Raw genomic sequence first — 26,944 nt, 5'->3', positions numbered from 1 at the left:
GCGGGCCCGGCATCCACGGATGTCGGGCCCGCGCCGTTGCCCGCATCTCACTGCAGCGGGCAATGGCAGGATCCGGCCGAAACGTGGCCGCAGGAGGGTGCCTGCGGCGCTCTCAATGTCATGACTTGCCTCTAGTGTCGGCATCATGAGCAGCGCAGACTTCTTCGCCACCCGCCTCGCCCACGAGACCGATCCGTCGGACGTGTACGCCGCTCAGAAGGCCGGAGAAGACATCGTGCTCGTCGATGTGCGCGGCGTCGACGCCTGGCGCCAGGGACGCATCACCGGCGCGATCCATATGCCCTACCGCGAGATCGCGGAGCGCGCCCCGCGCGAGATTGCCCCGGACGCCACTGTCGTCGTGTACTGCTGGAGCCCGGGCTGCAACGCCGGCGTCAAGGGAGCGCTCGAGTTCGCAAAGCTCGGCTACGCGGTCAAGGAGATGATCGGGGGGTTCGAATACTGGGCACGGGAAGGCCAGCCGACCGAGAACGATGACGGTCCGCTCCCCCGCGAGTTCGACCCGCTCGTGATGGTCGTGCGCCGGTGAACGAGGGGTCCGATTCCCGCCAGTGCCCTGGCCGCCCCGGCGAGTAGCGTGACCGTCGTGTCCTCGTCGCCGACTCTCGCGCCAGCGCGCTCCAGCACCGTGGTCCTCATGTTCGCGGCGCTGTCGCTGGTGTGGGGAGCGAGTTTCCTCTTCATGAAGGTTGCGGTTGACTCCTTCGACCCTGCTCAGGTGGCTCTGGGACGCATCATCCTGGGCTCTGTCACGCTCGCCACGATCATGGCACTCACGCGTCGACGGTGGCCGCGCGAAGGCCGCCTGTGGGTGCACATGATCGTCGTGGCGGTCTTCTTCTGCCTTCTGCCGTTTCTGCTCTTCGCCTGGGCTGCTCAGAGCCTGCCATCCGGGCTGTCGGCCATCCTGAACGCGACAACGCCACTGTGGACGACACTGGTGGCCGTCGTCGTGCTCCCCAGCGAACGGATGACGGCACGACGCCTGGTCGGGGTGATCATCGGAGCTATCGGTGTCGCGATCGTCATGGGCGTGTGGGATGTCGTCTCCTCCGCAGAGTTCGCCGCATCTCTTCCCGCGCAGCTCGCTTGTCTGGGTGCCACCGCCTCGTACGGCATCGCTCTCGGCTGGATGCGGCGCTTCATCACGGGGACCCACACCCACGACAGCGTGACGATCGCGTCGACACAGATGGCGGTGGCAGGGGTGCTCGCCCTGGCTCTGCTCCCCGTCATCGGTCTCTCGCCGGTAGCCTGGGCCCCGGCCCCGGTCCTCGCGCTCGTCGCCCTCGGATGTCTGGGAACCGGGATCGTCTACGTCTGGAACACGCGCGTTGTCACCGAGTGGGGCGCCGTCGGTGCGTCGACCGTCACGTATGTGATTCCGGTGGTCGGAGTGGCGCTCGGCATCATCGTGCTCGGCGAACGGTTCACGCTGAACGAGCTCATCGGCGCGTTCATCGTGATCGGCGGCGTGCTCCTCGTCCAACGCTCCCGCTAATCAGGGCTCTCAACGGAGAGCGCGCAGCGAGGGGACGGACGCAGGGCCTAGCCGGCGAAGCGGGAACCTAGCGGGCGAAGTAGCCGCGGTAGTACTCGTAGACCCAGCCGATGATCGCGACGACGAAGATACCGAGGCCGATGGGCACCATCCACGCGCCGACCGCGAGCCCGATGATGGCGACAGCGGCCGAAGATGCGAGGACGAGGGGCCACCAGGACCAGGGACTGAACTCACCGATCTCGGGGTCACCGTCGTCGATGTCCGCTGTGAGAACGTCCTCCGGCAGTTCACCACCCTGCGCGCGGTGAACGGCGCCGGTGTAGAACCCGATGAGTGCACCCATCAGAGCGGTGAAGAACAGGGCGACGGTGCCAACCCACTCGAGGTTGCCATACCAGATGACGCTCCAGACGGTGTACGCGATCGCAACGAGAGCGAAGAAGCCCGTGAGGATCCACCACAGCGACACATTGGTGCGCATGGACTACTTCACCTTCCCATCGGCAAGATCGACAACCGGTGTGTGTGGAGCATCCTTGGCCGGGCCGACACCGACCGTCATCGGCGCAGCCTCGGGGTGGTTCAGGTCGAATGCCGGACGCTCGCTACGGATGCGCGGGATCGATGTGAAGTTGTGTCGCGGCGGCGGGCACGACGTAGCCCACTCGAGCGAACCACCATAGCCCCACGGATCGTTGACCGTGACCTTTGGCGCCTTGCGAGCGGTGATCCACACGTTCAAGAGGAACGGAATCATCGAGACAGCGAGAATCATCGACCCGACGGTAGAGAGCTGGTTCTGCCAGGTGAATCCGTCGGCTTCCGCGTAGTCGGCGTATCGGCGGACCATGCCCTCGACGCCCAACCAGTGCTGGACGAGGAACGTCATGTGGAAACCGATGAACAGCAACCAGAAGTGAACGTAACCGAGGCGCTCGTTGAGCATCCGACCGGTCCACTTGGGCCACCAGAAGTAGAAGCCCGCGAACATCGCGAACACGACGGTTCCGAAGATCACGTAGTGGAAGTGCGCGACCACGAAGTACGAGTCAGACAGTGCGAAGTCCAGCGGCGGCGACGCGAGGATGACACCGGTCAGCCCACCGAAGACGAACGAGACGAGGAAGCCGAGCGCGAAGGTCATCGGTGTCTCGAAGGTCACCGACCCTCGCCACATCGTTCCGATCCAGTTGAAGATCTTCACGCCCGTCGGGACGGCGATGAGCATGGTCATCAGGGCGAAGAACGGCAGCAGCACTCCGCCGGTGACGTACATGTGGTGTGCCCACACCGCCACCGAGAGTGCGGCGATCGAGATCGTCGCGTAGACCAGCGTCTTGTAGCCGAAGACCGGCTTGCGGCTGAACACCGCGAAGATCTCGGTCACGATGCCGAAGAACGGCAGTGCGATGATGTAGACCTCAGGGTGACCGAAGAACCAGAACAGGTGCTGCCACAGCAGCACGCCACCGTTCTCGGGGTTGTAGATCTGTGCACCGAGCACGCGGTCTGCCGCCGCGGCGAGGATCGCCGCAGCCAGCACCGGGAAGGCCATGAGGATCAGGATGCTGGTCACCAGCGTGTTCCAGCTGAAGATCGGCATCCGCCACATCGTCATGCCGGGGGCGCGCATCGTGATCACGGTCGTGATGAAGTTGACGGCTCCGAGGATCGTGCCGAAACCGCTCATGCCGAGGCCGAGCATCCAGAGATTGCCGCCGACCCCCGGTGAGAAGCTCGCGTTCGCCAGCGGTTGGTAGGCGAACCACCCGAACGCGGCCGCACCCTGCGGGGTGAGGAAGCCGGAGATCGCGATGATCGAGCCGAACAGGAAGAGCCAGAACGCGAAGGCGTTCAGGCGGGGGAACGCGACGTCGGGGGCACCGAGCTGCAGGGGAAGAATGGCGTTCGCAAACCCGGCGAACAGCGGAGTCGCGAACATCAGCAGCATGATCGTGCCGTGCATCGTGAACAACTGGTTGTACTGCTCCTTCGTGGGCAGCACCTGCATGCCGGGTTCGAACAGCTCCGCACGGATGATGAGCGCCATCACACCGCCGAGCAGGAAGAACAGGAACGAAGCGATCAGGTACATGTACCCGATCGTCTTGTGGTCAGTGGAGGTGATCCACTTGACGACGATGTTGCCCTTCTGCTCGACACGCGACGACGACATCAGCGCCGCCTGCCGTGCCGGGAGAGTGCGCGGGCGCGACGAGTCCGCGTCCTGAAGCGGCAGCGTGGTGGCCATCACTCGTTCCCCTCATCTGACTGCTGGACCGAGGGATCCGTGGGATCGTTCGGCGTGTTCTGCAGGCGGTCGTATGCGTCGTTGATGTCGCCGGTCTGACCCTTTGCCTCGAGACTTGCGAGGTAGTCCTCGTACTCGTCGGCGCTCACGACCTGGACGGTGAAGAGCATCATCGAGTGGTACTCACCGCACAGTTCCGCACAGCGGCCTGCGTAGGTGCCCTCACGGGTCGGAGTGAAGGACCAGTAGTTGTCCTTCCCGATGTACATGTCCTTCTTGTAGAGGAAGTCGACGACCCAGAACGAGTGGATGACATCCCGCGACTGCAGTTTGATCTGCACGGTCTGGTCGACCGGCAGGTACAGCGTCGGCAGCGCCTCCTGGTCGATGTTGCCGGCCTTGTCGGGCTGGGCCTGAATACCCATCGTCCAGACGGCGTCGGAGTTGTCTTCCTCGTCACCGTTGTACTGGAAGTCCCACGCCCACTGCTTGCCGATCGCGGTGATCGACACGTCCGGGTCTTCGTACTGCGTCTCGATGATCGCCTGGTCCCGCGCCGTGAAGGCGAAGAAACCGATCACGAGGATGAACGGCACGATCGTGTAGAAGATCTCGATCGGCATGTTGTACCGCAGCTGCACGGGCAGGCCGGTCTGGCCCTTACGGCGACGGTAGGCGATCGCGGCCCACCCCATGAGCGCCCACGTGATGACGCCGACAGCCAGCAGCACGATCCACGAGTTGACCCACAGTCCCGAGATCATCTCGGTGTGGTTGGTCGCAGGAGTTCCGTCTTCGACGAAGCCGGGAAGGAATCCGTTCAGCTCCGTCGGCGTACATCCTGCGAGCACCAGGGCCGCGGCGGCACCAACCGGAAGAAGAACCCAGCGGAGTCGGCGTTTGGATGGCACAGGCGCACCTTTCCACGTTGCGAAGTGTGACTGTGGTCAGTCTAGGGCAAGCTCACACCTGCTTGAGGCCAACCACTCAGCATCCACGCACTTTCGGGATACTGAAGGTCGGCCTTCTCGCAGGCTGAAGCTTCTGGGTCAGTGGAAGCTGTCACCGCACGCGCAGCTGCCCTGCGCGTTCGGGTTGTCGATCGTGAAGCCCTGCTCCGAGATCGTGTCCTTGAAGTCGATGGTTGCGCCGTCCAGGTACGGGACGCTCATGTCGTCGACGATGACTTCCACGCCCTCGAAGTCGACGGTCTTGTCTCCGTCGAGATACCGCTCGTCGAAGTACAGCTGGTAGATGAGTCCGCTGCATCCGCCGGGCTGGACAGCCACGCGGAGACGGAGGTCATCGCGGCCCTCCTGGTCGAGCAGGTTCTTGACTTTTGCGGCGGCGGCGTCGGTGAGCGCGACGCCGTGCTCGCGGGCGGTCTGGTCCGTGGTCAGTGCGGTGTCGGTCATGACTCTCCTTATCGGCTGAAGCCGTCGGGGCGGATGCTGAAATTCTACGCCCGCTCTCGGCGAGGACGGCGGAAATGCGGGCGGGTCAGAGCGTGCGCGCGTCCAGCTTCTCCAGCAGCAGCGCCTCGGAGATCAGCGCATGCCGGAAGGTCTCGAGGTGGAGTGACTCGTTGGGACTGTGCGCCCGGGAGTGCGGATCCTCCACACCCGTGACCAGGATCTGCGCGCCCGGGAACTCGCGGACCAGGTCCGCGATGAACGGGATCGATCCGCCCACCCCGATATCGACCGGATCGACGCCGTACCCCTCGGTGAGTGCCTCGCGGGCATCCTGGACCGCCCATCCTGTCGTGTCGACGAGGAACGGGTTGCCGAGGTCGACATCGAAGAACTCCAGCCGAGCCCCGAACGGTGAGTGGGCACGCAGGTGGGCCGCCATCGCCGCGTACGCATCCGCTGCCGACTGTCCCGGCGCGACGCGGGCGCTGATGACGACTGTCACCTCGGGTGCGAGGGTGTTGGATGCCGAGGCCACGTCCGTCGCATCAATACCGATCACGGTGACCGACGGCTTGTTCCAGATCCTCCCGATGATCGAGCCGTCGCCGATCGGGCTCACCCCATCGAGCAGGCCCGTCTCCGAACGCAGCGTGGTTTCGGTGTACTCGGGGGTCTCGGCCTCTCGCGAGGTCAGTCCCGCGACCGCGACCGATCCATCCGCGTCCCACAGCGTCGCGAGCAGCGTGATGGTCGCCATCATGGCATCGGGCACTGCTCCCCCGAACATGCCCGAGTGGGACGCATGCTCGAGCGTGCGCACCCGCATCGAGAAGCGGGCATTGCCGCGCAGCGAGACCGTGAGCCCGGGGGTCCGGTCGTCCCAGTTGCCGGAGTCCGCGACCACGATCACATCGGCACGCAGGGCATCCGCGTTATCACTCAGGAACTGCGCGAAAGAGCGGGAGCCATACTCTTCTTCGCCCTCGATGAACAGCGCGAGTCCGAGATCGAAGTCGGGACCCAGCGCCTCGACCAGGGCACGGATCGCACCGATGTGCGCCATGATGCCGGCCTTGTCGTCGGCAGCACCACGCCCGTAGAGCCGCCCCTCCCGAACTGTGGGCTGGAACGGCGGGGTCTCCCACAGGGCCTCGTCGCCGATCGGCTGGACGTCGTGGTGGGCGTACAGCAGCACCGTCGGGCGACCGTTGCGCGCGGCACGCGTTGCGAGCACGGCTGGCTGTCCGAACTCTTCGGTTCCAGGAATCGCAGCCCGCTTGATGGTCACCGAATCGAACACTCCCGTGCCTTCGACCAGGGCTGCAACGGCCTCTGCGCTGCGCACGAGCTGCTGCTGATCCATCGACGGCCAGGCGATCGAGGGAATCCGCACCAGATCGCCCAGATCCGCCAGTGCACGGGGAATGCCGGTCTCGGCGGAGTCGCGGACAGCATCGGAACGGGAGGCGATATCACTCATGCGGGTAATCTTAAGGACAACCCGTAACGCGACAGCGAGGATCACCGTGGCCAAGACCCCCGCCCCCGAGGCACCGAAGGACGCGTCGACGTCGACCGTCGGCAAGGGAAAGGCGACTCCGAGCCGCGCCGAACAGGAGGCTGCACGCAAGCGTCCGCTCGTTCCCGACACGAAGGAAGCGAAGGCGCAGCGCAAGGCTGAGCTCGCGTCGGCCCGGGAGCGCGCCCGCATCGGCATGGCCAACGGCGAGCAGAAGTACCTCCCCGCGCGCGATCAGGGGCCGCAGCGCAAGTTCGCGCGCGACTTCGTCGACGCCGGCTGGCACCTCGGCGAGGCTGTGATGCCGGCGATGGTCGTCGTCATCGTCGCGACCTTCATCCCGCTCCAGTTCATCCAGTACTGGGCGTTCGTCGCTCTGTGGGTGTTCATCTTCTTCGTGATCGGCGACATGATCATCACGTCGATCCGCGTGAAGCGCGCCGTGCGCGACAAGTTCGGCGAGAGCAAGGTCGAAAAGGGGCTCGGCTGGTACGCGTCGATGCGCAGCGTCCAGATGCGCTTCATGCGCCTGCCCAAGGCCCAGGTCCGCCGGGGTCAGTACCCGAGCTGAGCTGCGCGGCGCTTACAGCGCCCCCTTACTGCGCTCCGCTGCGCGGGGGTGCGGGATGCCGAGACATGCCCCCGGCCGCTGCGCGGCCTCCCGCCAGACCCGATGCCAGCTCGGCATCCCGCACCCCCGCTCCGCTGCGCTCACCGCGCGACACTGGTTAGACGTAGATGCGCGGGACGAGCGGTGAGACGCGGACGATGATCTCTTCGCCGACGGTACCGATCGCCTCGGCGAGGGTCGTCACACTTGACTCGCCGCGCGTCCCGGGGCCGAAGAGGTAGACCTCGTCGCCGATGGCGGCACCCGGCCATGGGTCGATCAGCATCGATACCGGGCCGATCTCGCGGACAAGGCGCGGACCTGCGGCTGTACCCACCGACATCCGGCCCGAGAGCGTCGACGGAAGACCGTCGAGGTACCCGTAGGAGACCTCGAGGGCGGAGTCTCCGACGGCGCTCACGGTGGCGATTAGCGTAGCCGCTGGCGCGATACCGTCGAGCTCGGGGCCGCCGGTCGAACGGATGCCGTAGCTGAACGCTCCGAAGCGGACAAGGTCGAACCGGAACTCCGGCCGCGCGAAAGCCGCAGCACTGGCGGCCAGATGCCGCACCTGCGGGCTCAGGCCTGCGTCCTCGGCGATTCTGATGGCGTCGATGAAGGCGGCACGGGACCGGTCGTCGTCTTCGTCGCTGGTTTCAGCGATGTGGCTCCAGATTCCCACGACCCGGATGTCACCGCTTGCCTCGAGTTCGGCGGCTCGCGCCACGAATGCGGGCCAGTCTTCCGGCCTGACGCCGTTGCGGTGAAGCCCGGTGTCGATCTTGATGTGCACGGGAGTGGCTCGCCCCGCAGAAACTGCCGCGATGTCTTCGAGGTAGGACGCATCGCCGACACCGAGCTCGATGGCGGCATCCAGCGCGACAGCGATCTCGGGCGGGGTGATCGTGACCCACGAGAACACCCGCGCTTCCGGGCCTGCCGCGGCGCGTGCCCTCACGCCCATCGGCACATCGAAGGCGCCGAACCAGCGGACGCCGTGAGCTGCCGCAGCCGCGACGACACGATCGACGCCGTGACCGTACGCGTCGTTCTTGACGACGAGCATGTAATCGGCCGGCGCGATGCGCTCCCGCAGCACGTCGATATCGGCAAGGATCCGACCGAGGTCGATGACCATGCGCGCGCTCACGCGACCACCTCGCGCGGTAGCCGCAGACCCAACGCACAGACGAGCTCGGCAGCTGTCAGTCCGGATGCCGCCTCCCACGTGGTCAGCGCCGGTCCAGCCGGGCCCTCACCGCCGAAGTAGATGACCTCGTCACCACGCGCGAGGTCGGCCCCACCGATGTCGACGACGCAGACATCCATCGCGACGCGGCCGACGACGGGGTACAGCGCGCCGCGGATCTCGACGGAGGCATGGTTGCCAAGCGAGCGGGCCACCCCCTGGCCGAACCCGCCCGAAACCAACGCGATGCGCGTGTCCTGCGAGGCGATGTGGGTGTAGTTGTACGAGACTCCCTCGCCGGCGCGGAGCGCCTTGATCGAGAGCACAGAGCCGACGAGGCTCATCACCGGCCGCGGCGTGTCTCCGGCCTCACTGTGCGCCTCGGGGAAGCCGAAGATCGCGCCGGGGTTCAGCGTGGGGGCGTCCGGGGCCGCGGCGATCCCGACGCCCTGCGCTACCTCGACGGATTCGGGATCGAGCACCGCGGCACGGATGCCGACCTGCGCGAGAGTCTCAGCAACGAACAACACCCCGTGGCCGTAGGCGTCGCGGCGAAGGTCGGCGACGGCATCCGCTCCCCGGGCCTCGATCGCCTGGCCGACGCCGGCGACGAGCGCCGAGCGGCTCAGCCGAACGCGCGGCCCGGTCGGACTGATCAAAAGCCCATCGCCTTCTGGTACCGCGGGCGGTGTCCGGTGCGGATGCCGAGCACGCTCGGCTTGTTCTCGTAGACGCCCGTGGCCCAGTTGCCCTCGATGAGCACGGGCCCGTCGGGTGTCACGGCGATGTCCCAGCCGACGTACTTCACCTGCGGGACGTGACGCGCCACCTTGTCGACGAAGGCGATGACCTCATCGAACATCGGCAGCTGGAAATCGGCGATCGGGTAGCCCGAATCGGGGTGGAGCTTGTGGACGTGTCCGTGCGAGTCGTAGCCGTCGCCGAGCGAAGCTCCTGTCTCGGGATTGAGCATCGTGTAGAAGCCGCCGAAATCCATCTGGTCTGCCACCTGACCGCGACCGAACTTCTGCGCGATTGCCAGGATGTGGGTCTTTTGGCCGTCGAAGAAGGCGGCAACACGGGTCGAGTTGACCGTACCTGCACAGACGGCGGCGACGTCCGGATGCTGCACGATGTTCTCTTCGATCAGCAGTTCACCGCGCTCGCGCAGCTGCGCGTGGAAGTCTGCCCAGTCATCGATCTCGGTGGCGTAGTACCGGTTGATGGCTGCCCCCGAGCGGCCGGCTTGCTTCTTGGTGATGAGCACCGGGTGTGCCTCACCGAAAGCGCGCAGTTCGTCGACGTTGTCGTCGGTGACCATCATCCAGTCACGACCGAGAAACTCCGAGAAGACGCGGTCGAACTCCCACTTGTCATAGAAGATCCCGCGGTACTCGGGGTCGTCGAACGTGTACGAGTACTTGTTCGAGTGCGGATGCGTCATCATCGTGCGCCGCTCGCGCCGGTTCAAGATCGCAAAGTCATAGTCCACGTAGTCCTGAAAGCCGACCTGGTGGAAGGTCGCCTGCCAGAACATGTCAACGACCACCGCCGGGGTCCACTTGTGGAACTGCGTTGATACTTCCCGGGCCCGCTCGATGACCGAGGGGAGGTCGATGACCTTCAACCGGGCCACCATGTATCCGAAGCGCGAACCGAGTCCTCGCGATGCCATCGATCTCTCTTTCCGAAGGGTGCTGCTCTCACACGTCGGCCGGCACCCTCGGGGGCGCCGGCCGCGTGCGATCAACGAATGTCAGGCGCTTACCAGCTCGTTTTCGACCACACGGTGGTGGTGGATGCGGCGGTCGGCCGAACGGCCGAGATCATCGGTGATGATGACCCGCTGCAACCAGCGGTCGGTGCCGTCATAGCGGGGCTCGAAGGGCGTGCGAGCGTGCATGACGCGGCGGTTGTCGAACAGCAGGACGTCGCCGGCACCGAGGGTCACGTAGATCCCCTCCTTGTCAGCGCCGTCGTGGAACGCCTTCAGCGCGGCGGCAGCCTCGTCATCGCCGGCGACGGCGGCGGCGCAGTCCATGTCGATGCGCACGAAACGCTTGCCATCCTCGCCGTACAGCGCTGCGCCCTGGACGCCGTCTTCGGGGCGACCCGTTCCGCCGGATGCCTTGTCGATGCCGTGCATGAAGCGCGGCTGACGCAGGACCGCCTCATCTTCGGCCGACAGGTCAATGCGGTCAACCGGCGCCAGCGCCGTCTGCACCCGCTCGTCCCCTCGGACGCAGAAAAGGCCGACAAACTGCGGGTGCGCGTCATCGAAGGCATCCTCGGAGTGCCAGTCGAGCAAGCTCCGGCTCCCCGTGCCCACGGCGTCGTACTCGTGGCCGGGGATCGGCGTGACGTTCTGAATCAGCGCACCGCGGTGCTGCCGCGCGAACGAGAAGACCTCGCCGGCCACCGACGCGAAGGCCAACAGCGCGGCCTCCGTCACAGGGTCACGATCCTTGCCCTCGAAGGCCACCGGGTCGCGCGGGCTCTCACCCATGTCGTCCTGATCGACGGTGAGTCCGTGGAAGAGCACTCCCCCGTCCGGAACCTCGGCCCGCGCGAACTGGCGGATGATCTCGACGGTCTCGGGGTCGGCTGCCTCGAAAGCCGCCTTGGCATCGGCGAGCAGTTCCTCGAAGGCTGCGTCATCGGAGTAGATTCCCCGACGGCCACGGGCTACATCGATGAAGATGGCGGCGACTTCGGGCTTGATGTGACGTTCGATCACAGAGGTTCCTTCCCATGGCGCGACTGCCGCGCTGAAGCACTCGACGACGCGAATGCCGGTGTTGTGCTGTCGGGAGTATATCCGAGGAGGGTCCTCGGATCCCGGATCAAGTTAGGGTTTCCTAAGTCTTTTCGGCGTGGTGGACGACTGGCCTCATGCGCGCACAAGACCGCGATTGATCTGTCGCGCCCAGAGCGGCCCCCGGTACAGAAAGCCGGTGTATCCCTGCACCAGGGTTGCGCCGGCATCCAGTCTCTCGCGCACATCGGCAGCGGTCTCGACCCCGCCGGCGGAGATGACGCAGAACGTGTCGGGCACGAGCGAACGAACGAGCCGCAGCACCTCCAGGGCCCGGGGAGCCAGCGGCTTGCCCGAGAGCCCGCCGGCGCCTGCGGCCGCGATGACCGCCTCGTCAGTGACCAAACCCAGCCCGTCGCGCGCGATCGTCGTGTTCGTCGCGACGATCCCCTGCAAGCCCAGCTCGAGAGCGAGGCCCGTGATGTCGCGGATGTCGTCGTCTGAGAGATCGGGCGCGATCTTCACGAGCAACGGGGTCTCTTCGGCAGCGTCCTTCACGGCGCTCAGCAGGGGTCGCAGCGACTCCACGGCCTGCAGGCTCCGCAGCCCCGGGGTGTTCGGCGACGACACGTTGACGACGAGGTAGTCGGCGACAGGCGCGAGCAGGCGCGTGCTCGTGACGTAGTCGACGACGGCGTTCTCGACATCCACGATGCGACTCTTGCCGATGTTGACACCCAGAACCGTGCGGTGACGCCGACGACGGGCACGCTCGAGCCGAGCGGCGGCCGCGTACGAGCCGCGATTGTTGAAACCCATACGGTTGATGACGGCCCGATCGGGAATGAGGCGGAACAGGCGCGGCTTCGGGTTTCCCGTTTGCGGGATCGCGGTCAACGTTCCGACTTCGACATGGCCGAATCCGAGGGCGTGCAGACCGTCGACGCCCACGGCATCCTTGTCGAACCCGGCTGCCACGCCGAACGGTGCGTCGAAGGTCAATCCGAGCGTCTGCACGCGCAGCGACGGATCAGGCTTCGTGAGGGCTCTGGCCGCCCACGAGAACGGCGGGAAACCGAGCAGCCGGATGACGAGCATCGCCGAATGGTGCGCTGCCTCGGGGTCCATCTTCGAGAGGAACGTGCGAAACAGCCACGGGTACATGCTTACTCCTCGAGATCGGATGCCAGGCGATGATGATCCGCGCGCAACTGTGCGATCGCCGATTCAAAATCCTCCAACGTATCGAATGCCTGGTATACGCTCGCGAACCGGAGATAAGCGATCTGGTCGAGTTCCCGGAGTGGACCGAGGATTGCCAGGCCGATCTCGTTGGTGTCGACCTGCGACGAACCAGTCTGCCGGACCGCCTCTTCGACCGTCTGCGCCAGGACGGCAAGATCACCCTCGGTCACCGGGCGCCCCTGGCACGCCTTGCGCACACCCGACATGACCTTTTCCCGGCTGAACGGTTCGATCACACCCGACCGCTTGATGACGTTGAGGCTCGCCGTCTCGATGGTCGAGAATCGACCACCGCATTCTGGACACTGGCGGCGACGACGGATGCTGAGACCGTCGTCGCTGGTGCGGGAATCGATCACGCGTGAGTCGGAATGACGGCAGAAGGGGCAGTGCATAGCAGCCCCAGACTACGCGGTGAAGCGCGCGCGGACGGCTTCGCCGTGCGCGGGGAGTACCTCGGCGGTCGCAAGCGCCACGATCGCGTCGGAAACCTCCGCCAGGGCATCCCGGTCGTACTCGATGACCTGCTGCGGTCGCAGGAACGTCGAGGCAGAGAGCCCCGCAGCGTACCGCGCCTGTCCGCCCGTGGGGAGCACGTGATTGCTCCCCGCGAGGTAGTCGCCCAGGCTCACCGGCGAATACGGGCCGACGAAGACGGCCCCGGCGTGCACGAACCGGTGCGGCACGGGATCGGCGAGGTGCAGCTCGAGGTGTTCAGGAGCGTACGCGTTGGAGAAGTCGACCGCGGCGTCGAGGTCGTCGACGAGCACGATCGCGGACTGCGGGCCCGTGAGCGCCACCTCGATGCGCGCGGCGTGGAGAGTCTGTGCAGCCAGCGCGGCCACCGCGGTCTGCACAGCATCGGCAAGCTCCGCCGACGCCGTGACAAGAACCGCGGACGCCTGCTCGTCGTGCTCGGCCTGACTGATGAGGTCAGCTGCCACCAGCCGAGGGTCCGCCGTGTCGTCGGCGACGATGAGGATCTCGGTGGCACCTGCCTCCGAGTCGGTGCCCACGCGACCGGCCACCGCGCGCTTTGCGGCAGCGACGAAATTATTCCCCGGCCCTGTCACGACATCCACCGGATCCAGGCTCAGGCTTGCTGCCCCGTATGCGAAAGCGCCGATCGCACCAGCGCCTCCCATCGCGTAGACCTCGGTGACCCCGAGGAGTTTCGCGGCGGCGAGAATCACGGGGTGGACTCGCCCACCCTCCGCCCGCTGGGGCGGGGATGCGAGGGCGATCTGTTCGACACCGGCTGCCTGAGCCGGCACGACGTTCATCACGACGCTCGAGGGGTACACGGCCTTGCCGCCGGGCACATAGACCCCGACGCGGCGCACGGGCTGCCACCGCTGGTGCACGAAGGCTCCCGGGGCAAGCGTCGTGGTGGTCGGCGGCGGAACCTGCACGGCAGAGGCCGCCCGCACACGATCGATAGCGCGCTCGAGGGCCTCCCGAACCGCAGGATCGAGAGCATCGAGCGCCTCATCGAGGTGCGCGGCGGGCACGCGGATGTCGTGACCGGTCACCCCGTCGAACTGTTCGGCCTGCTCGCGCAGCGCCGTTTCGCCGCGAGCGGCGACGTCATCGACAAGGCGCGCGGCGGTGGCGAGCGCCTCGGAACGGGCGGCGGTCGCGCGGGGAACGGCGGCGAGCAGCTCTGCGGGCGTCAGGGATTGCCCGCGCAGATCGAGGGTGCGAAGCATCCATCTACGCTATCGCCCGCGCGGGGTGTGGATCGCCGGGGCGCGGTGCAGCGGCGGCACCGAGGCTACCCGAGGCACTGCGGCCCGAGCAGGCCCTTGAGTTCGCCGTACAGGTCCGCGGTGACGGTCACCGGGTGCGGCACCTCGAAAACCTTCGCCACGCCGCCCTTGTGAAGCTTGATCGTGACCTCTGTCTCGCCACGATGGCGGCGCAGGCAATCGGCAAGATCGCCGATGACTGCTTCGGTTGCACGCTGCTCCGGGATCATGAGCACGAGCGGTCCGGATGCGTCGACGGAGCCGAGGTCGGGTGAGAACGCGGCCTGCGCGTGGAGGTTCATGCCGTCGTCGCGCCGCGACACGCGTCCTCGAACAACGAGGATCGAGTCAGCCTGCAGCATCGGCTGGAACTCCGCGTAGGTCTTTCCCATGAACATGACGGTGATCTCACCGTCGAAGTCCTCGACCGTGATCATGCCGTAGGGATTGCCGCTGGATTTGGCGACGCGGTGCTGCACGCTCGTTACCAAGCCCGCGATGGTCACCTGATCGCCATCCGCCAGGTCTTCGGAGGCCAGAAGGTCATGGATGTTGATCGACGCATGCTTGGCAAGCGGTACCTCGAGGCCCGCAAGTGGATGGTCCGAGACGTAGAGCCCCAGCATTTCGCGTTCGAACGCCAGCTTGTCTTTCTTGGTCCACTCCGGACGCTCGGGAACCTTGTTGACCTGCTGCGGCTCGTCCTCCCCCCACAGCGAATCGAAATCGAACCCGACCTCGCCGTTGGCCTCGCGGCGCTTGTCAAGCACAGCCTGCTCGGTCGCGTCCTCGTGGATCTCCAGGAGTGCGCGGCGGGTCGCACCGAGGGTGTCGAACGCGCCGGCCTTGATCAGTGACTCCACCGTTCGCTTGTTCGCGACCGACACCGGCACGCGAGCGAGGAAGTCGTGGAACGACACGAAAGGCTCATCCGCGCGCGCCTGCACAATCGCTTCGACGACATTCGCACCGACATTGCGCACGGCACCGAGCCCGAAACGAATGTCGTCGCCGACTGCCGCGAAGTAGCGGATCGACTCGTTCACGTCCGGCGGCAGCACCCGGATACCCATCCGTCGACACTCGTTGAGGTAGACGGCCATCTTGTCTTTCGAGTCGCCGACGCTCGTGAGCAGCGCCGCCATGTACTCCGCGGGGTAGTGGGCCTTGAGGTACGCGGTCCAATACGACACGAGCCCGTAGGCGGCGGTATGAGCCTTGTTGAACGCGTAATCGGCGAACGACTCGAGAACCTTCCACAGTGTCTGCTGGGCGGCATCCGAGAATCCGCGCTCGGTCATGCCGCCGAAGAAGACCTCCTGCTGCTTGTCGAGCTCGGACTTCTTCTTTTTTCCCATCGCGCGGCGAAGGAGGTCAGCCTGACCGAGTGTGTAGCCGGCGACGCGCTGGGCGACGGCCATGACCTGCTCCTGATAGACGATGAGGCCGTAGGTCGTGTCGAGGATGTCGGCGAGGGGTTCTTCGAGCTCTTTGTGGATCGGCTCGATCTCTTGCTGCTTGTTCTTCCGCAGCGCGTAATTGATGTGCGAGTTCACGCCCATGGGGCCCGGGCGGTAGAGCGCGAGGACCGCCGAGATGTCCTCGAAGTTGTCGGGCTTCATCAGGCGAAGCAGCGATCGCATGGGGCCGCCGTCGAGCTGGAAGACTCCGAGGGTGTCTCCCCGAGCGAGCAACTCGTACGATGCTCGGTCGTCGAGGTCGAGCTCCTCGAGGATGAGCGGCTCGCCGCGGTTGGCTTCGATGTTGTCGAGCGCGTCGTTGATGATCGTGAGGTTGCGAAGCCCCAGGAAGTCCATCTTGATCAGGCCGAGCGACTCACACGACGGGTAGTCGAACTGGGTGACGATCTGGCCGTCCTGCTCGCGGCGCATGATCGGAATGATGTCGATCAGCGGTTCGCTGGACATGATGACGCCGGCGGCGTGCACACCCCATTGGCGCTTCAGATTCTCAAGACCCACCGCCGTATCGAAGACCGTCTTGGCTTCCGGGTCGGTCTCGATGAGCGTGCGGAACTCCCCCGCCTCCTTGTAGCGGGGGTGATCCTTGTTGAACATGTCGGTCAGGGGGACGTCCTTGCCCATGACCGCCGGAGGCATCGCCTTGGTCAGGCGCTCCCCCATGCTGAACGGGAAGCCCAGCACACGGCCGGCATCCTTCAGCGCCTGCTTGGCCTTGATCGTGCCGTACGTCACGATCTGTGCCACCCGGTCGTCGCCGTACTTCTCGGTGACGTACTGGATCACCTCGCCGCGGCGACGGTCGTCGAAGTCGACGTCGAAGTCGGGCATCGAAACGCGGTCGGGGTTGAGGAACCGCTCGAAGATCAGGCCGTGCTGCAGCGGATCAAGATCGGTGATGCGCATGGCGTAGGCAGCCATGGAACCGGCTCCCGACCCACGGCCCGGACCGACGCGGATGCCGTTGCGCTTTGCCCAGTTGATGAAGTCGGCGACGACGAGGAAGTAGCCGGGGAACCCCATCTGCACGATGACGCCGACCTCGTACTCGGCCTGCTTGCGAACCTCGTCGGGGATTCCTGCCGGGTAGCGCTCCTCGAGCCCCGCCTCGACCTCTTTGACGAACCAGCTCTCCTCGGTCTCGCCGTCGGGCACGGGAAAGCGGGGCATGTAGTTGGCGCTGGTGTTGAACTCGACCTCGCAGCGCTCGGCGATCAGCAGCGTGTTGTCGCACGCGTCGGGATGCTGACGGAAGATCTGGCGCATCTCGGCTGGGGTACGGATGTAGTAGCCGTCGCCGTCGAACTTGAACCGCTTCGGGTCATCCAGTGTCGACCCGGACTGAACGCAGAGCAGGGCCGCGTGACTGTTCGAATCGTGCTGGTGGGTGTAGTGGGAGTCGTTGGTCGCGAGAAGCGGGATGTCGAGGTCTTTCGCGATCCGCAGCAGATCGGTCATGACCCGGCGCTCGATATCGAGGCCGTGATCCATGATCTCGGCAAAGTAGTTCTCTTTACCGAAGATGTCTTGGAACTCCGCAGCGGCCGCGCGCGCCGCGTCGTACTGTCCGAGGCGCAACCGGGTCTGCACTTCGCCGGAGGGGCATCCGGTGGTCGCGATCAGACCCTTCGAGTAGGTCTCCAGAAGCTCGCGGTCCATGCGGGGCTTGAAGTAGTACCCCTCCATCGACGCCTTCGACGAGAGCCGGAAGAGATTGTGCATCCCCGCCGTCGTCTCCGACAGCAGCGTCATGTGCGTGTATGCGCCCGATCCGGACACATCATCGTCGCTCTGTTCGGGAGACCCCCACCGCACCCGTGACTTCTCGGACCGGTGCGTACCCGGGGTCACATAGGCCTCGATGCCGATGATCGGCTTGATGCCGGCATCCTTCGCCGCCTTATAGAACTCGAACGCCGCGAACGTGTTTCCATGGTCGGTGACGGCGATCGCCGGCGACCCTTGAGCTGCAGCCTCCTGCACCATCGCCCCGATGCGGGCGGCTCCGTCGAGCATCGAATACTCGCTGTGCACGTGCAGGTGGACGAAGGAGTCGGACGCCATGCCGAGAGTCTACGTTCGGGCTCGGACGCCGGCTCAGCCGGCCCGCCGAGACGGCTACGGTTACCGTGTGCCAACTCCCGACTTCATCCTCGAACTGCGCCAATTCGTCGGAACTCGCCCGCTCCCGCTCGTGGGCGTTACCGCTGTCATCATCCGCGATGACGAGGTCCTCCTCGGTCGACGCTCCGACAACCACGCCCTCACCCCGATCACTGGCATCGTCGATCCCGGCGAGGAGCCGGCCGACGCCGCGGTGCGAGAGGCTGCCGAAGAGGCAGGTGTCGTCATCCGTGCCGATCGCCTCTCGTGGGTGCATCAGATCCCGCGAATCACGTACGCCAACGGTGACCAGAGCGACTACCTCGACCTGACCTTCCGGTGCACGTGGATCTCGGGCGACCCGGTTCCTGTCGATGGCGAGATGACAGAGGTCGACTGGTACCCGCTCGATGCGCTGGGCGACGTGGATGCCGACATGCGGGCCCGCATCGATGCGGCGATCCCCGAGCGCGGCGAGGCGCGGTTCGTATCCGGGGGCAGCGACGAGCAGTCGTCCTCCGCCTGAATAAGTCCGGCCCGACCACTTACGCGCCGCCCTGGACCGTGCCGAGAATGGGCAGGTGGCCCTGCACCGACCCACCGTCGCCCTCGCCGTCTTCTGGATCGTCGGCGGGATCCTCGGCGCCATCGTCGCGTTCCTCCTGTACCTGGAGTACATCGGCCAGCTCACCGGCGCGGATGCGATCATCTCGTGTCAGTGGGGCGTGCTCGTCACCTGCGGACCCAACCTGCTCTCCCCCGGCGGCAACCTCCTCGGATTCAGCAACTCGATAGCGGGCATGGTGCTGTTCCTCGGACCCGTCTACGCCGGCGTCAGCGGCCTGGCATCACCATCCGGTCTTCGTCGCTGGTACTGGCGGACGTACGGCATCTTCGTGGCCGGGGCCTTCGTTCTCGTGCACTACTTCGCGTTCCAGAGCATCTTCGTCTACGGCTCGCTCTGCCCCTGGTGCATGATCATCTGGCTGGTCACGATTCCACTCTTCTGGTTCACGACAGGCTGGATGCTGCGCGACGGCGTATGGAGTGAAGCGGTCGGGGCGCGGCGCGTGGGAAGCGTGATCTTCTCGTGGGCGTTGCTTGCCACCGTGCTCGACTACGCGCTCATCGCCATCACGGCCCAGCTTCGGCTCGATCTGCTCGGCAGCTTCTGAGCCCTCAGGACCTGAGTTCGCTCACGCGAGATCCTCGCCGCGGAGGATTGCCAGCGCATGAGCCAGATCGGGAGCATACGGCGAATCGAACGAGACCCACTCGCGGGTTGACGGGTGGGCGAAGGCGAGCGTGTGCGCATGCAGCCACTGGCGCGTGAGGCCCAGTCGCTCAGACATCGTGGGGTCGGCGCCGTAGAGGGGATCACCGACACACGGATGCCGGTGTGCTGCCATATGCACACGGATCTGGTGGGTACGCCCGGTCTCCAGGTGGATCTCCAGCAGTGAGGCGCCCGGAAATGCCTCGATGGTCTCGTAGTGGGTGATCGAGGGCTTGCCGTCGGGGGTGACCGCGAACTTCCAGGAGTGCGAGGGATGACGCCCGATCGGCGCATCGATCGTGCCCGCGAGCGGATCGGGGTGCCCCTGAACCACCGCATGATAGATCTTCTCGACAGTGCGGTCCTTGAAGGCCGCCTTCAAGACGCCATAGGCGTGCTCTGATTTGGCGACGACCATGAGCCCGCTGGTGCCGACATCCAGGCGGTGAACGACCCCTTGCCGCTCGGGTGCACCACTGGTCGCGATCTGGAATCCCGCAGCTGCGAGTGCGCCAAGGACCGTGGGGCCTTCCCAGCCCACCGACGGGTGTGCGGCCACACCCGCGGGCTTGTCGACGACCACGATGTCGTCATCGTCGTACACGATGCCGAAACCGGGCACGACGACGGGGATGACTTCGGGCTCACGACGATCGGTCCACTCGACCTCGAGAACCGTTCCTGCCGTCAGGCGGTCGGACTTCCCGAGGATCCTTCCGCTTTCGCTGACTCCCCCGGCCTCGGCGACCTCGGCGGCGAAGGAGCGCGAGAATCCCAGCATCTTGGCCACTCCCGCATCGACACGGGCTCCATCGAGGCCGTCAGGCACCGGCAACATCCGCGCCGGCACGTCAGCCGCCGTCTCGAGCGCGCCGAGGGTCCGGGACAGCAACTGCTCGCCACGCGAAGCGGCTCACGAGTCGCGGCGGGATTCCTCGTCGGCGATCCGGTCGGCCTCCCGTGCCACAGCCTCCTGCTCGGCCTCCGTGAGCGGCGGGAGCCCGATCTCGTCGCGGGGCACGCCCGCGTACGGGTCGGCGACGGGGAACTCGGAGTCGAACCCCCCGGCAACTCCGCCACCGGGAGGGAATTCGTCTCCGGCGGCGCCGAGGATGGTTTCCTCCTCGGCGGGATTCGTTTCATGGTGATGGTGTCGCTTGCCGTCCATCTGTACTCCTACGATCACGAGCAGGGCCACGCCGATCATCATCGACACGATGAAGATGTCGGCCACGTTGTAGATGGCGGGGCTCATCCAGAACCACATCCACGGTGTGTTGATGAAGTCTACGACGTGCCCCACGGGGAATCCGGGCTCTCGGAAGAGGCGGTCGGTGAGGTTTCCCAGCACACCGCCGAGCAGCAGTCCCAGCACGATCGCCCACAGGCGTGACTGCACGCGCGTGATGGCGAGCCATACGATCACTCCGGCGACCACCGCGAGGGCAATCGTGAAGATCCAGGTGTACCCCTCGCCGAGCGAGAAGGCAGCACCCGGGTTTTTGACGAGATAGAACTGGAGGAACTCCCCCAGCACGGGAACGGATTGCTGCAGCGGGAGATTGGTCAGCGCGAGGTACTTGGTGAACTGGTCGACGGCCAGCACCAGGATTGCGAGCAGCGCAATCGTGATGCCGGCCGCCGCGTGACACAGGGGTGGCCGGGACGCCAAGAGCGTCCTCAGTTCGTGATGTTCGCGACCGACGCACTGTCGGTCGAGGAGGAGTCGAGGTCCTTCAGGTGGCCCTCGATGAAGCCGCGCAGCTGCGAACGATAGTCGCGTTCGAACTGGCGCAGCTCGCCGATGCGGGCATCCAGTTCGGCCTTCTTGGTCTCCAGGCGAGCGATCTCGTCGCGACCGCGAGTCTCGGCCTCGGAGATGATCGAGGCCGCCTGGGCCTGTGCATCGGCGATCAGCTGGTCGTGGCGCGCCTGGCCTTCGGCGACGTGCTCGTCGTGCAGACGCTGGGCAAGTTCGAGCAGGCCGGCGCTTGCCACGGTGGGAAGCGGGGTGCCCGCAGGAGCTGCGGGGGCGGGCGCGGGAGCGGCCTCTTCGACCGGGGCCTCTACCGGTGCGGAGGGGGCAGCGGAAGCGCCCGACTCGAGCTCGGCGATGCGAGCCTTGAGCTCTTCGTTCTCGGCCAGGGCCTTGCGCCACTCGACCACGATCTCGTCGAGGAAGTCATCGACCTCGTCGGGGTCGAACCCTTCCTTGAACCGGACGTGCTGGAACTGCTTGGTGACGACGTCATCCGGAGTCAGTGGCATTTCTTCCCTCTTTCGTTCGCCCGACCACTGGCCGATCGTGCGTTCCGGCACGCGGTTGTGGACGGTTGATAACAGCAAAGCATAGTCGTGGGTGGATTCATCCTGCGAAGGCGCGTGTCACCGACAGCAGGATGAAGCACGAGAGCATCGTGAGGGCGAACGCGAAGTCGATGGCGACGCTTCCGATGCGCAACGGGGGAATGAAACGACGGAGGAAACGGATCGGAGGATCCGTCGCCGTGTACACACCTTCGGCGACGACCAGCATCGCGCCACGGGGACGCCACTCACGGTCGAAGACGGGGATCCACTCGAAAATGAGTCGAGCCAGCAGCACGAGAATGTAGATCAGGACTGCCGCGTTGAGGATTCCGGCGACGATCTGGATGACGTTCACGTATCAAGTCTGCGGGAAAGGAACCGCCTCCGGGTCCGCCTGCGCGACGGCACCCTCACCTGACACCGCAACGTTCTCGGGCGAGAGCAGGAAGACCTTGCTCGTCACGCGCTCGATGCGGCCATACAGACCGAGCGACAGGCCGCTCGCGAAGTCGATGAGACGGCGTGCGTCGGCGTCTGACATCTGCGAGAGGTTGATGATCACGGGAACGCCCTCACGGAAGCTCTCGGCGATGACCTGCGCGTCGCGATACTGCTTGGGGTGCACCGTGACGATCTCGTTGAGAGCGCCCACTGCCGGCTGACGAACAACCGCCGGACGGTGGATCGGCGTGACTGGAGCGGCCTTCTCGACGGATGCCGCAGCAGACTTGCGCGTCGGCGCGGCTGCCGGCGTTTCGTCGTAGACCTCTTCCTCATCGGCGAGGCCCAGGTAGACCATGGTCTTCTTCAAGGGGTTCGACATCGCATCCTCCGTTTGCTCGTCTGCTCCGAGGTTAACCGCGCACAGGGCGCGGACCCGTGATTGCCGTGCCGATGCGCAGGTGTGTCGCGCCGGCATGGATGGCCGCTTCGAAATCGCCGGTCATCCCGGCCGAAATCCAGGTGGCGTGCGGGAAGACACGACGCACGAGGTGCGCGTGGCCGGCAAGCCGTTCGAACGCCGCGGCGGGTTCCTCATCCAGCGGAGCAACCGCCATGACGCCTCGGACGCGCAGTCCCGCGCAACCCGCTGCGTGCTCCGCGAGCGCCGAGAGATTTTCTGGAGCGACTCCCCCGCGGCCGGGGTCAGCGGTGAGGTTCACCTGGATCAGCACGTCGAGGGGCGGCTCACCCTCGACACCCAGCGCGTCAGCGAGCTTCGCTCGGTCGAGCGAATGGATCACCGACACCGCGCGTCGAACCGCTCGTGCCTTGTTCGTTTGCAGTTGTCCGACGAAATGCCATCGCAGGTCGGGCAGATCTCCGACCTCGGCGACCTTCTCCAGGACTTCCTGGACGCGGTTCTCACCGACGTCCCGTACGCCGAGCCCGTAGAGGTCGTCAACCAGCGCTGCCGGATGGAACTTCGTCACCACGATGCGGGTGATGTCTTCGGCAGAGCGTCCCGCAGCTCGTGCGGCAGTCGCGATACGGTCATCGATCGACGCCAGACGATCCGCGAGCGGCACCTCCGGCCCGCTCACGACTGTCGCCCCGAGTCACGCACCCTCGCTGGCGCGGATGCGGTCACTTCAGGAAGTCGGGGATGTCGAGGTCGTCGTCCCCGAACGCCGAATCGTAGGCTGCATCCGAGATCGAGGGCACCGGAGCCAGCTGCTCGGGACGCTGCGGCTCGTCTTCGGAGCTTGCGGCGACCTGCTGCTCGACGGGCTCCCGACGGATCACCGGCGTGGCATCCGGCCGCGTCAGCGGCTCGCCACCGTCGAACCCGGCGGCGATCACCGTGACGCGCACCTCGTCGCCGAGTGTGTCATCGATCACGGTACCGAAGATGATGTTGGCCTCGGGGTGGGCAGCTTCTTTGACGAGCTGGGCGGCGTCGTTGATCTCGAAGATGCCGAGATTGGAGCCGCCCTGGATCGACAGCAGCACGCCGTGCGCACCCTCGATGGATGCCTCGAGCAGCGGCGACTCGACGGCAAGCTCTGCGGCCTTGATCGCGCGGTCTGCACCGCGCGCCGAGCCGATTCCCATGAGGGCCGAGCCCGCGCCCTGCATGACCGATTTGACGTCGGCGAAGTCCAGGTTGATGAGCCCAGGTGTCGTGATGAGGTCGGTGATGCCCTGGACACCGGCCAGCAGCACCTGGTCAGCGGTGGCGAAAGCTTCGATCATCGAGATGCCACGGTCGCTGATCTCGAGCAGACGGTCGTTGGGCACCACGATGAGGGTGTCGACCTCTTCCTTCAGCCGCGACACGCCCGACTCGGCCTGGCTCTGGCGGCGGCGGCCCTCGAACGAGAAGGGCTTGGTGACGACACCGATCGTGAGCGCGCCGATCGACTTCGCGATCTTGGCGACGACAGGCGCACCGCCCGTGCCGGTTCCGCCACCTTCACCGGCGGTGACGAAGACCATGTCGGCGCCGCGGAGCGCCTCCTCGATCTCTTCGGTGTGGTCCTCGGCGGCACGGCGACCCACCTCGGGGTCGGCGCCGGCTCCCAGCCCTCGGGTGAGTTCACGTCCGACGTCGAGTTTGACGTCGGCATCGCTCATCAGCAGTGCCTGAGCGTCAGTGTTGACGGCGATGAACTCGACCCCGCGCAGGCCGAGCTCGATCATCCGGTTCACGGCGTTGACGCCTCCGCCACCGACGCCGACCACCTTGATGACTGCAAGGTAGTTCTGGTTCTGGCTCATGCCGACTCCTGTGCTCGTGTCCTGCAACCTTCAACCTCAACTGGAGGTATAAAGTATTGCTGGGTATGTATTTCCTAGACACGAAGCTAAGCGTCGACTCGCCCGATTCCGCGCGCTTGCGGGGGCGTGTCGCACATCCCGTTCGTTCGTGCGCCCGCTCGGGCCAGCGAGATCAGCAGATCACTGGATGACGACCGCTGACGGCGACGAGACGTCGTAGCGCGACACCGTGTCGGGCGGGCGCGACGTCATCGCCGCGGCCAGCGCGACCGCCTTGTTCGAGGATTCGTCAGTGTTGCCCCAGACGATCTGGGTGCCGGTTCCGCCGAGGGTGAGCGTCACGTCGTTCGGTGTCGTTGCCGAGGCCTCCGTCACCTGAGACATGATCGTGTCGGGCAGCGATCGCAGCACGTGGCCGACTGCTGCGAAGGCCTCGGATGCCGTTCCACCCGTGACCTGCAGCATAGGCCGTCCGGGCGCCGGGGTCTGTGTGGTCGAGAGCGCGACGCCTGCGGCATCCACGAGGGTGTACCCGGCGGGCGACGCGATCACCCCGATCGGGGTGCGTTCAACGACCCGCACGACCAGATCATGCGGCGGCCGAGCTTCGACAGTGTAGGACTCGACGAGCGGGAACGCGACCAGCGCCGCCTTGATGGCACTCTCGTCCACGAGCGGCAAGGGGGTACCGAGCTGCGACGAGAGCGCGTCGGACACTGCCGCGGCATCCAGTTGCTGAGCCCCCGCTACCGTGATCGTCTCGACGGCGAAGAGGGGGCTGTACGCCGCGGCGACACTGCCCAGGGCGACAAGCACGACAGCAGCGATGGAGCCCAGCCAGATGGCACGTCGCCGACGAGCGCGGACGGTGAATCGCCGCACCTCGGACTTGAGTGCACGCCGCCGAGCGCGCGCAGCCCGCCACACGTCGCGCATACCAACCGCTTCGGGCCCGGCCGCTTCCGTCGCGTCCGACTCTCCGGGGAGCGGCTCGGCAGCTCCGGGCGCTCCATCTCCGGCACCCCCTGCAGGCAGACCGGGCGAGACGGATGCTGCGCCCGAGGCCAGGATGCCGGTGTCGGCATCCGATGCAGGGGGCCAGATCGGTGCGGGACCGGCGACTCCCCGGAGGTCGATCGGCTCCGTCACAGCGCTCTCGACAGGAACGGATACCGGTTCACCCGCAAGCTCAGCGCCGGCAGGTACATCTGCATCGAGCGAGTTGCGGCGCCTCCCCCGCGTGCCGGATTGCGGGGGCGAGGAGGCATTGTCGTCAGCGCCCGATGGGGGCCCGGAGGGCGGGAGCGGGGTCGGCCGGCGCACGGCTACTCCGCCGGTGCGCCCTGCCGGCCGAGCGCGGCGAGCACATCGGGAATGATGAGGTAGACGTTGCCGCAGCCGAGCGTGATGATGTAGTCCCCATCCCGCGCTACCGAGGCCGTGTAGGCAGCCGCAGTAGCCCAATCCGGTTCGAAATGGACGCGATCGGCATCCGTGAACCGACTCGACACGAGTTCGCCGGTCACTCCCGGGATCGGGTCCTCTCGCGCGCCGTACACATCGAGCACCACGGTGTGATCCGCGTAGGTCTCGAGCACCTCGGCGAACTCCGCGGCCATCTGTTGCGTTCGCGAATAGGTGTGGGGCTGGTGCAGCGCAATGATGCGTCCATCACCGACGACAGTGCGGGCTGCAGCGAGGGCCGCAGCGACCTCGGTCGGATGATGGGCGTAGTCGTCGTAGACGCTCACGCCGCGCTCGATCCCGTGGAGTTCGAAGCGGCGCACCGTTCCGCCGAAGCTCTCGACGGCCTTCACGGCGGCGGAGAAGTCATGCCCGAGGGTCAGGAGCGCAGCCACGGCTCCCGCCGCGTTTACCGCGTTGTGCTCTCCGGGAATCGCCAGCGCGCCCGAGACCGTCTGCCCGTCATGGGTCAGCTCGAACGACACCGGTCCGTCGGTACGGATAACGTGCACGCGCACGTCGGCATCCTCGGCCTTACCGAAGGTGACGACCCGCGGGTGGGTGAGGTGGGGAAGGATGCGACGCGCACCCTCATCATCCGATGAGAGCACAACGGCTTCGCGCGCCTTGTTCGCAAAGCTCGCGAACGCGGCATCGAAGGCCTCCCGACTCCCCCAGTGATCCAGGTGGTCGGGGTCGATGTTCGTGATGAGCGCGATCGCGGTGTCGTAGAGCAGGAACGTGCCGTCGGACTCATCGGCTTCGATGACGAACAGATCGTCAGCACCGGTGCCGCTGGAGACGCCGAGATCGGCGATGACTCCCCCGTTGACGAAGCTCGGATCGGCACCCAGCGCACGCAACGCCGTGACGATCATCCCTGTCGAGGTGGTCTTACCGTGCGCACCCGCGACAGAGACCAGCGGCCGGCGGCCGATCAGCCAGTAGAGCGCCTGCGAGCGATGGATGACGGGCAGCCCGCGTTCCTTCGCCGTGACGAACTCAGGGTTCTCAGGCCAGATTGCCCCGGTGTGGATGACGGTGTCGGCATCCTGCAGGTGCGCGGCATCGTGGCCGACGTGGACGCGGGCTCCGCGGGCAGCGAGGGCCTGGAGCGCCGCACTGTCGGCGCGGTCCGAGCCCGAGACCCGGATGCCGCGATCCAGGAACATTCCCGCAAGACCCGACATCCCCGAGCCGCCGATACCGATGAAATGCGCTGCCTCGATGGACTCGGGAATCGGGAGGCTGAGGTCGGGTCTGATCATGACCCGACAATCCTAGGTCGGACCCGCTGTGGATCTCCCTCGGCGCGCTGTGCGGCTCGGTCGC

At 66.1% G+C, this 26,944-nt stretch carries 26 protein-coding genes and 1 pseudogene; 5 read left to right on the top strand and 22 right to left on the bottom strand.

The features are described 5' to 3' along the window. Nucleotides 1-145 precede the first annotated feature (145 nt). Together BGO47_RS02305 and BGO47_RS02300 are read left to right on the top strand one after the other, a co-directional pair. Nucleotides 146-550 carry a rhodanese-like domain-containing protein gene (locus tag BGO47_RS02305; protein WP_228178618.1) on the top strand — a complete coding sequence of 135 codons (405 nt, stop codon included), beginning with the start codon at nt 146-148 and terminating at the stop codon, nt 548-550. A 57-nt stretch (nt 551-607) separates the two neighbouring features. Next, the gene (locus tag BGO47_RS02300) at nt 608-1,522 is read left to right on the top strand and encodes a DMT family transporter (protein WP_228178617.1); all 915 of its coding nucleotides are present in this window, start codon (nt 608-610) and stop codon (nt 1,520-1,522) included. Nucleotides 1,523-1,589: 67 nt separating this feature from the next. Here the strand turns inward: BGO47_RS02300 and BGO47_RS02295 are convergent, their stop codons facing one another. The 5 genes from BGO47_RS02295 to BGO47_RS02275 form a co-directional block, all read right to left on the bottom strand. After that, entirely contained in the window at nt 1,590-2,006 is a 417-nt protein-coding gene (locus tag BGO47_RS02295; protein ID WP_228178616.1) for a cytochrome c oxidase subunit 4, read from the bottom strand. 3 nt (nt 2,007-2,009) lie between these two features. Then, nucleotides 2,010-3,776 (bottom strand): cytochrome c oxidase subunit I, encoded by a 1,767-nt coding sequence (gene ctaD, locus BGO47_RS02290; RefSeq protein ID WP_292708157.1) that lies wholly within the window; start codon nt 3,774-3,776, stop codon nt 2,010-2,012. After that, nucleotides 3,776-4,687 (bottom strand): cytochrome c oxidase subunit II, encoded by a 912-nt coding sequence (gene coxB, locus BGO47_RS02285; protein WP_228178614.1) that lies wholly within the window; start codon nt 4,685-4,687, stop codon nt 3,776-3,778. Before coxB ends, ctaD begins: the two co-directional genes overlap by 1 nt. 138 nt (nt 4,688-4,825) lie before the next feature. Then, nucleotides 4,826-5,191 carry an iron-sulfur cluster insertion protein ErpA gene (gene erpA, locus BGO47_RS02280; RefSeq protein ID WP_228178613.1) on the bottom strand — a complete coding sequence of 122 codons (366 nt, stop codon included), beginning with the start codon at nt 5,189-5,191 and terminating at the stop codon, nt 4,826-4,828. A gap of 85 nt (nt 5,192-5,276) precedes the next feature. After that, entirely contained in the window at nt 5,277-6,671 is a 1,395-nt protein-coding gene (locus BGO47_RS02275) for a dipeptidase (protein ID WP_292708149.1), read from the bottom strand. Nucleotides 6,672-6,717: 46 nt separating this feature from the next. Here BGO47_RS02275 and BGO47_RS02270 point away from each other — a divergent pair, with 46 nt between their 5' ends. Next, nucleotides 6,718-7,281: a DUF3043 domain-containing protein gene (locus BGO47_RS02270; protein ID WP_292708146.1), complete on the top strand. Its 564-nt coding sequence runs from the start codon at nt 6,718-6,720 to the stop codon at nt 7,279-7,281. A 157-nt stretch (nt 7,282-7,438) separates the two neighbouring features. Here the strand turns inward: BGO47_RS02270 and BGO47_RS02265 are convergent, their stop codons facing one another. The 8 genes from BGO47_RS02265 to dnaE all read right to left on the bottom strand — a co-directional run bounded on the left by BGO47_RS02265 (nt 7,439) and on the right by dnaE (nt 17,802). Beyond that, the gene (locus BGO47_RS02265; protein ID WP_292708143.1) at nt 7,439-8,470 is read right to left on the bottom strand and encodes an alanine racemase; all 1,032 of its coding nucleotides are present in this window, start codon (nt 8,468-8,470) and stop codon (nt 7,439-7,441) included. Next, nucleotides 8,467-9,168: an alanine racemase C-terminal domain-containing protein gene (locus BGO47_RS02260; RefSeq protein ID WP_292708140.1), complete on the bottom strand. Its 702-nt coding sequence runs from the start codon at nt 9,166-9,168 to the stop codon at nt 8,467-8,469. Before BGO47_RS02260 ends, BGO47_RS02265 begins: the two co-directional genes overlap by 4 nt. Beyond that, a complete protein-coding gene (locus tag BGO47_RS02255; protein WP_292708138.1) occupies nt 9,165-10,184 on the bottom strand; it encodes a sugar-transfer associated ATP-grasp domain-containing protein in 1,020 nt (339 codons plus the stop codon). The genes BGO47_RS02260 and BGO47_RS02255 overlap by 4 nt, the downstream gene beginning before the upstream one ends. Nucleotides 10,185-10,265: 81 nt before the next feature. Continuing rightward, nucleotides 10,266-11,246: a TauD/TfdA family dioxygenase gene (locus tag BGO47_RS02250; protein ID WP_292708135.1), complete on the bottom strand. Its 981-nt coding sequence runs from the start codon at nt 11,244-11,246 to the stop codon at nt 10,266-10,268. 153 nt (nt 11,247-11,399) lie between these two features. Next, nucleotides 11,400-12,428 carry a quinone-dependent dihydroorotate dehydrogenase gene (locus BGO47_RS02245; RefSeq protein WP_292708132.1) on the bottom strand — a complete coding sequence of 343 codons (1,029 nt, stop codon included), beginning with the start codon at nt 12,426-12,428 and terminating at the stop codon, nt 11,400-11,402. A gap of 2 nt (nt 12,429-12,430) precedes the next feature. Next, nucleotides 12,431-12,904, bottom strand: a complete 474-nt coding sequence (gene nrdR / locus BGO47_RS02240; RefSeq protein ID WP_292708129.1) for a transcriptional regulator NrdR — start codon at nt 12,902-12,904, stop codon at nt 12,431-12,433. 12 nt (nt 12,905-12,916) lie between these two features. After that, complete coding sequence (gene hisD / locus BGO47_RS02235; RefSeq protein ID WP_292708126.1) at nt 12,917-14,218, bottom strand: histidinol dehydrogenase; 1,302 nt, start codon at nt 14,216-14,218, stop codon at nt 12,917-12,919. Nucleotides 14,219-14,283: 65 nt separating this feature from the next. Then, nucleotides 14,284-17,802 carry a DNA polymerase III subunit alpha gene (gene dnaE / locus BGO47_RS02230; RefSeq protein WP_292708123.1) on the bottom strand — a complete coding sequence of 1,173 codons (3,519 nt, stop codon included), beginning with the start codon at nt 17,800-17,802 and terminating at the stop codon, nt 14,284-14,286. A 67-nt stretch (nt 17,803-17,869) separates the two neighbouring features. Here dnaE and BGO47_RS02225 point away from each other — a divergent pair, with 67 nt between their 5' ends. Both BGO47_RS02225 and BGO47_RS02220 read left to right on the top strand, forming a co-directional pair. Next, nucleotides 17,870-18,367 carry an NUDIX domain-containing protein gene (locus tag BGO47_RS02225; RefSeq protein WP_292708120.1) on the top strand — a complete coding sequence of 166 codons (498 nt, stop codon included), beginning with the start codon at nt 17,870-17,872 and terminating at the stop codon, nt 18,365-18,367. Between the two features lie 55 nt (nt 18,368-18,422). After that, nucleotides 18,423-19,016, top strand: coding sequence for a vitamin K epoxide reductase family protein (locus BGO47_RS02220; RefSeq protein ID WP_292708117.1), 594 nt, complete (start codon nt 18,423-18,425; stop codon nt 19,014-19,016). A gap of 21 nt (nt 19,017-19,037) precedes the next feature. On the opposite strand, the gene BGO47_RS02215 is transcribed toward BGO47_RS02220, so the two are convergent. From BGO47_RS02215 to murC, 9 genes and pseudogenes are all read right to left on the bottom strand, one after another. After that, nucleotides 19,038-19,967, bottom strand: a complete 930-nt coding sequence (locus BGO47_RS02215) for an RluA family pseudouridine synthase (RefSeq protein ID WP_292708350.1) — start codon at nt 19,965-19,967, stop codon at nt 19,038-19,040. Between the two features lie 303 nt (nt 19,968-20,270). Beyond that, a pseudogene (gene lspA / locus BGO47_RS02210) lies at nt 20,271-20,789 on the bottom strand (signal peptidase II); the annotation flags it as partial. Nucleotides 20,790-20,797: 8 nt separating this feature from the next. Continuing rightward, complete coding sequence (locus BGO47_RS02205; protein WP_292708114.1) at nt 20,798-21,385, bottom strand: DivIVA domain-containing protein; 588 nt, start codon at nt 21,383-21,385, stop codon at nt 20,798-20,800. A 97-nt stretch (nt 21,386-21,482) separates the two neighbouring features. Next, nucleotides 21,483-21,782 carry a YggT family protein gene (locus tag BGO47_RS02200; protein ID WP_292708111.1) on the bottom strand — a complete coding sequence of 100 codons (300 nt, stop codon included), beginning with the start codon at nt 21,780-21,782 and terminating at the stop codon, nt 21,483-21,485. A gap of 3 nt (nt 21,783-21,785) precedes the next feature. Then, complete coding sequence (gene sepF, locus BGO47_RS02195) at nt 21,786-22,250, bottom strand: cell division protein SepF (RefSeq protein WP_292708109.1); 465 nt, start codon at nt 22,248-22,250, stop codon at nt 21,786-21,788. 31 nt (nt 22,251-22,281) lie between these two features. Continuing rightward, nucleotides 22,282-22,956, bottom strand: coding sequence for a YggS family pyridoxal phosphate-dependent enzyme (locus tag BGO47_RS02190; protein ID WP_292708348.1), 675 nt, complete (start codon nt 22,954-22,956; stop codon nt 22,282-22,284). A 58-nt stretch (nt 22,957-23,014) separates the two neighbouring features. Then, on the bottom strand, nt 23,015-24,148 hold the full coding sequence (gene ftsZ, locus BGO47_RS02185) for a cell division protein FtsZ (protein WP_292708107.1): 1,134 nt from the start codon (nt 24,146-24,148) through the stop codon (nt 23,015-23,017). Nucleotides 24,149-24,328: 180 nt separating this feature from the next. After that, entirely contained in the window at nt 24,329-25,297 is a 969-nt protein-coding gene (locus BGO47_RS02180) for an FtsQ-type POTRA domain-containing protein (RefSeq protein WP_292708105.1), read from the bottom strand. A gap of 176 nt (nt 25,298-25,473) precedes the next feature. Continuing rightward, on the bottom strand, nt 25,474-26,880 hold the full coding sequence (gene murC, locus BGO47_RS02175) for a UDP-N-acetylmuramate--L-alanine ligase (RefSeq protein WP_292708103.1): 1,407 nt from the start codon (nt 26,878-26,880) through the stop codon (nt 25,474-25,476). Between the last annotated feature and the right edge of the window lie 64 nt (nt 26,881-26,944).

Source organism: Microbacterium sp. 67-17, from assembly GCF_001898325.1.
Classification (GTDB): Bacteria; Actinomycetota; Actinomycetes; order Actinomycetales; family Microbacteriaceae; genus Microbacterium; species Microbacterium schleiferi.
This window is presented reverse-complemented; position numbering and strand designations above follow the sequence as displayed.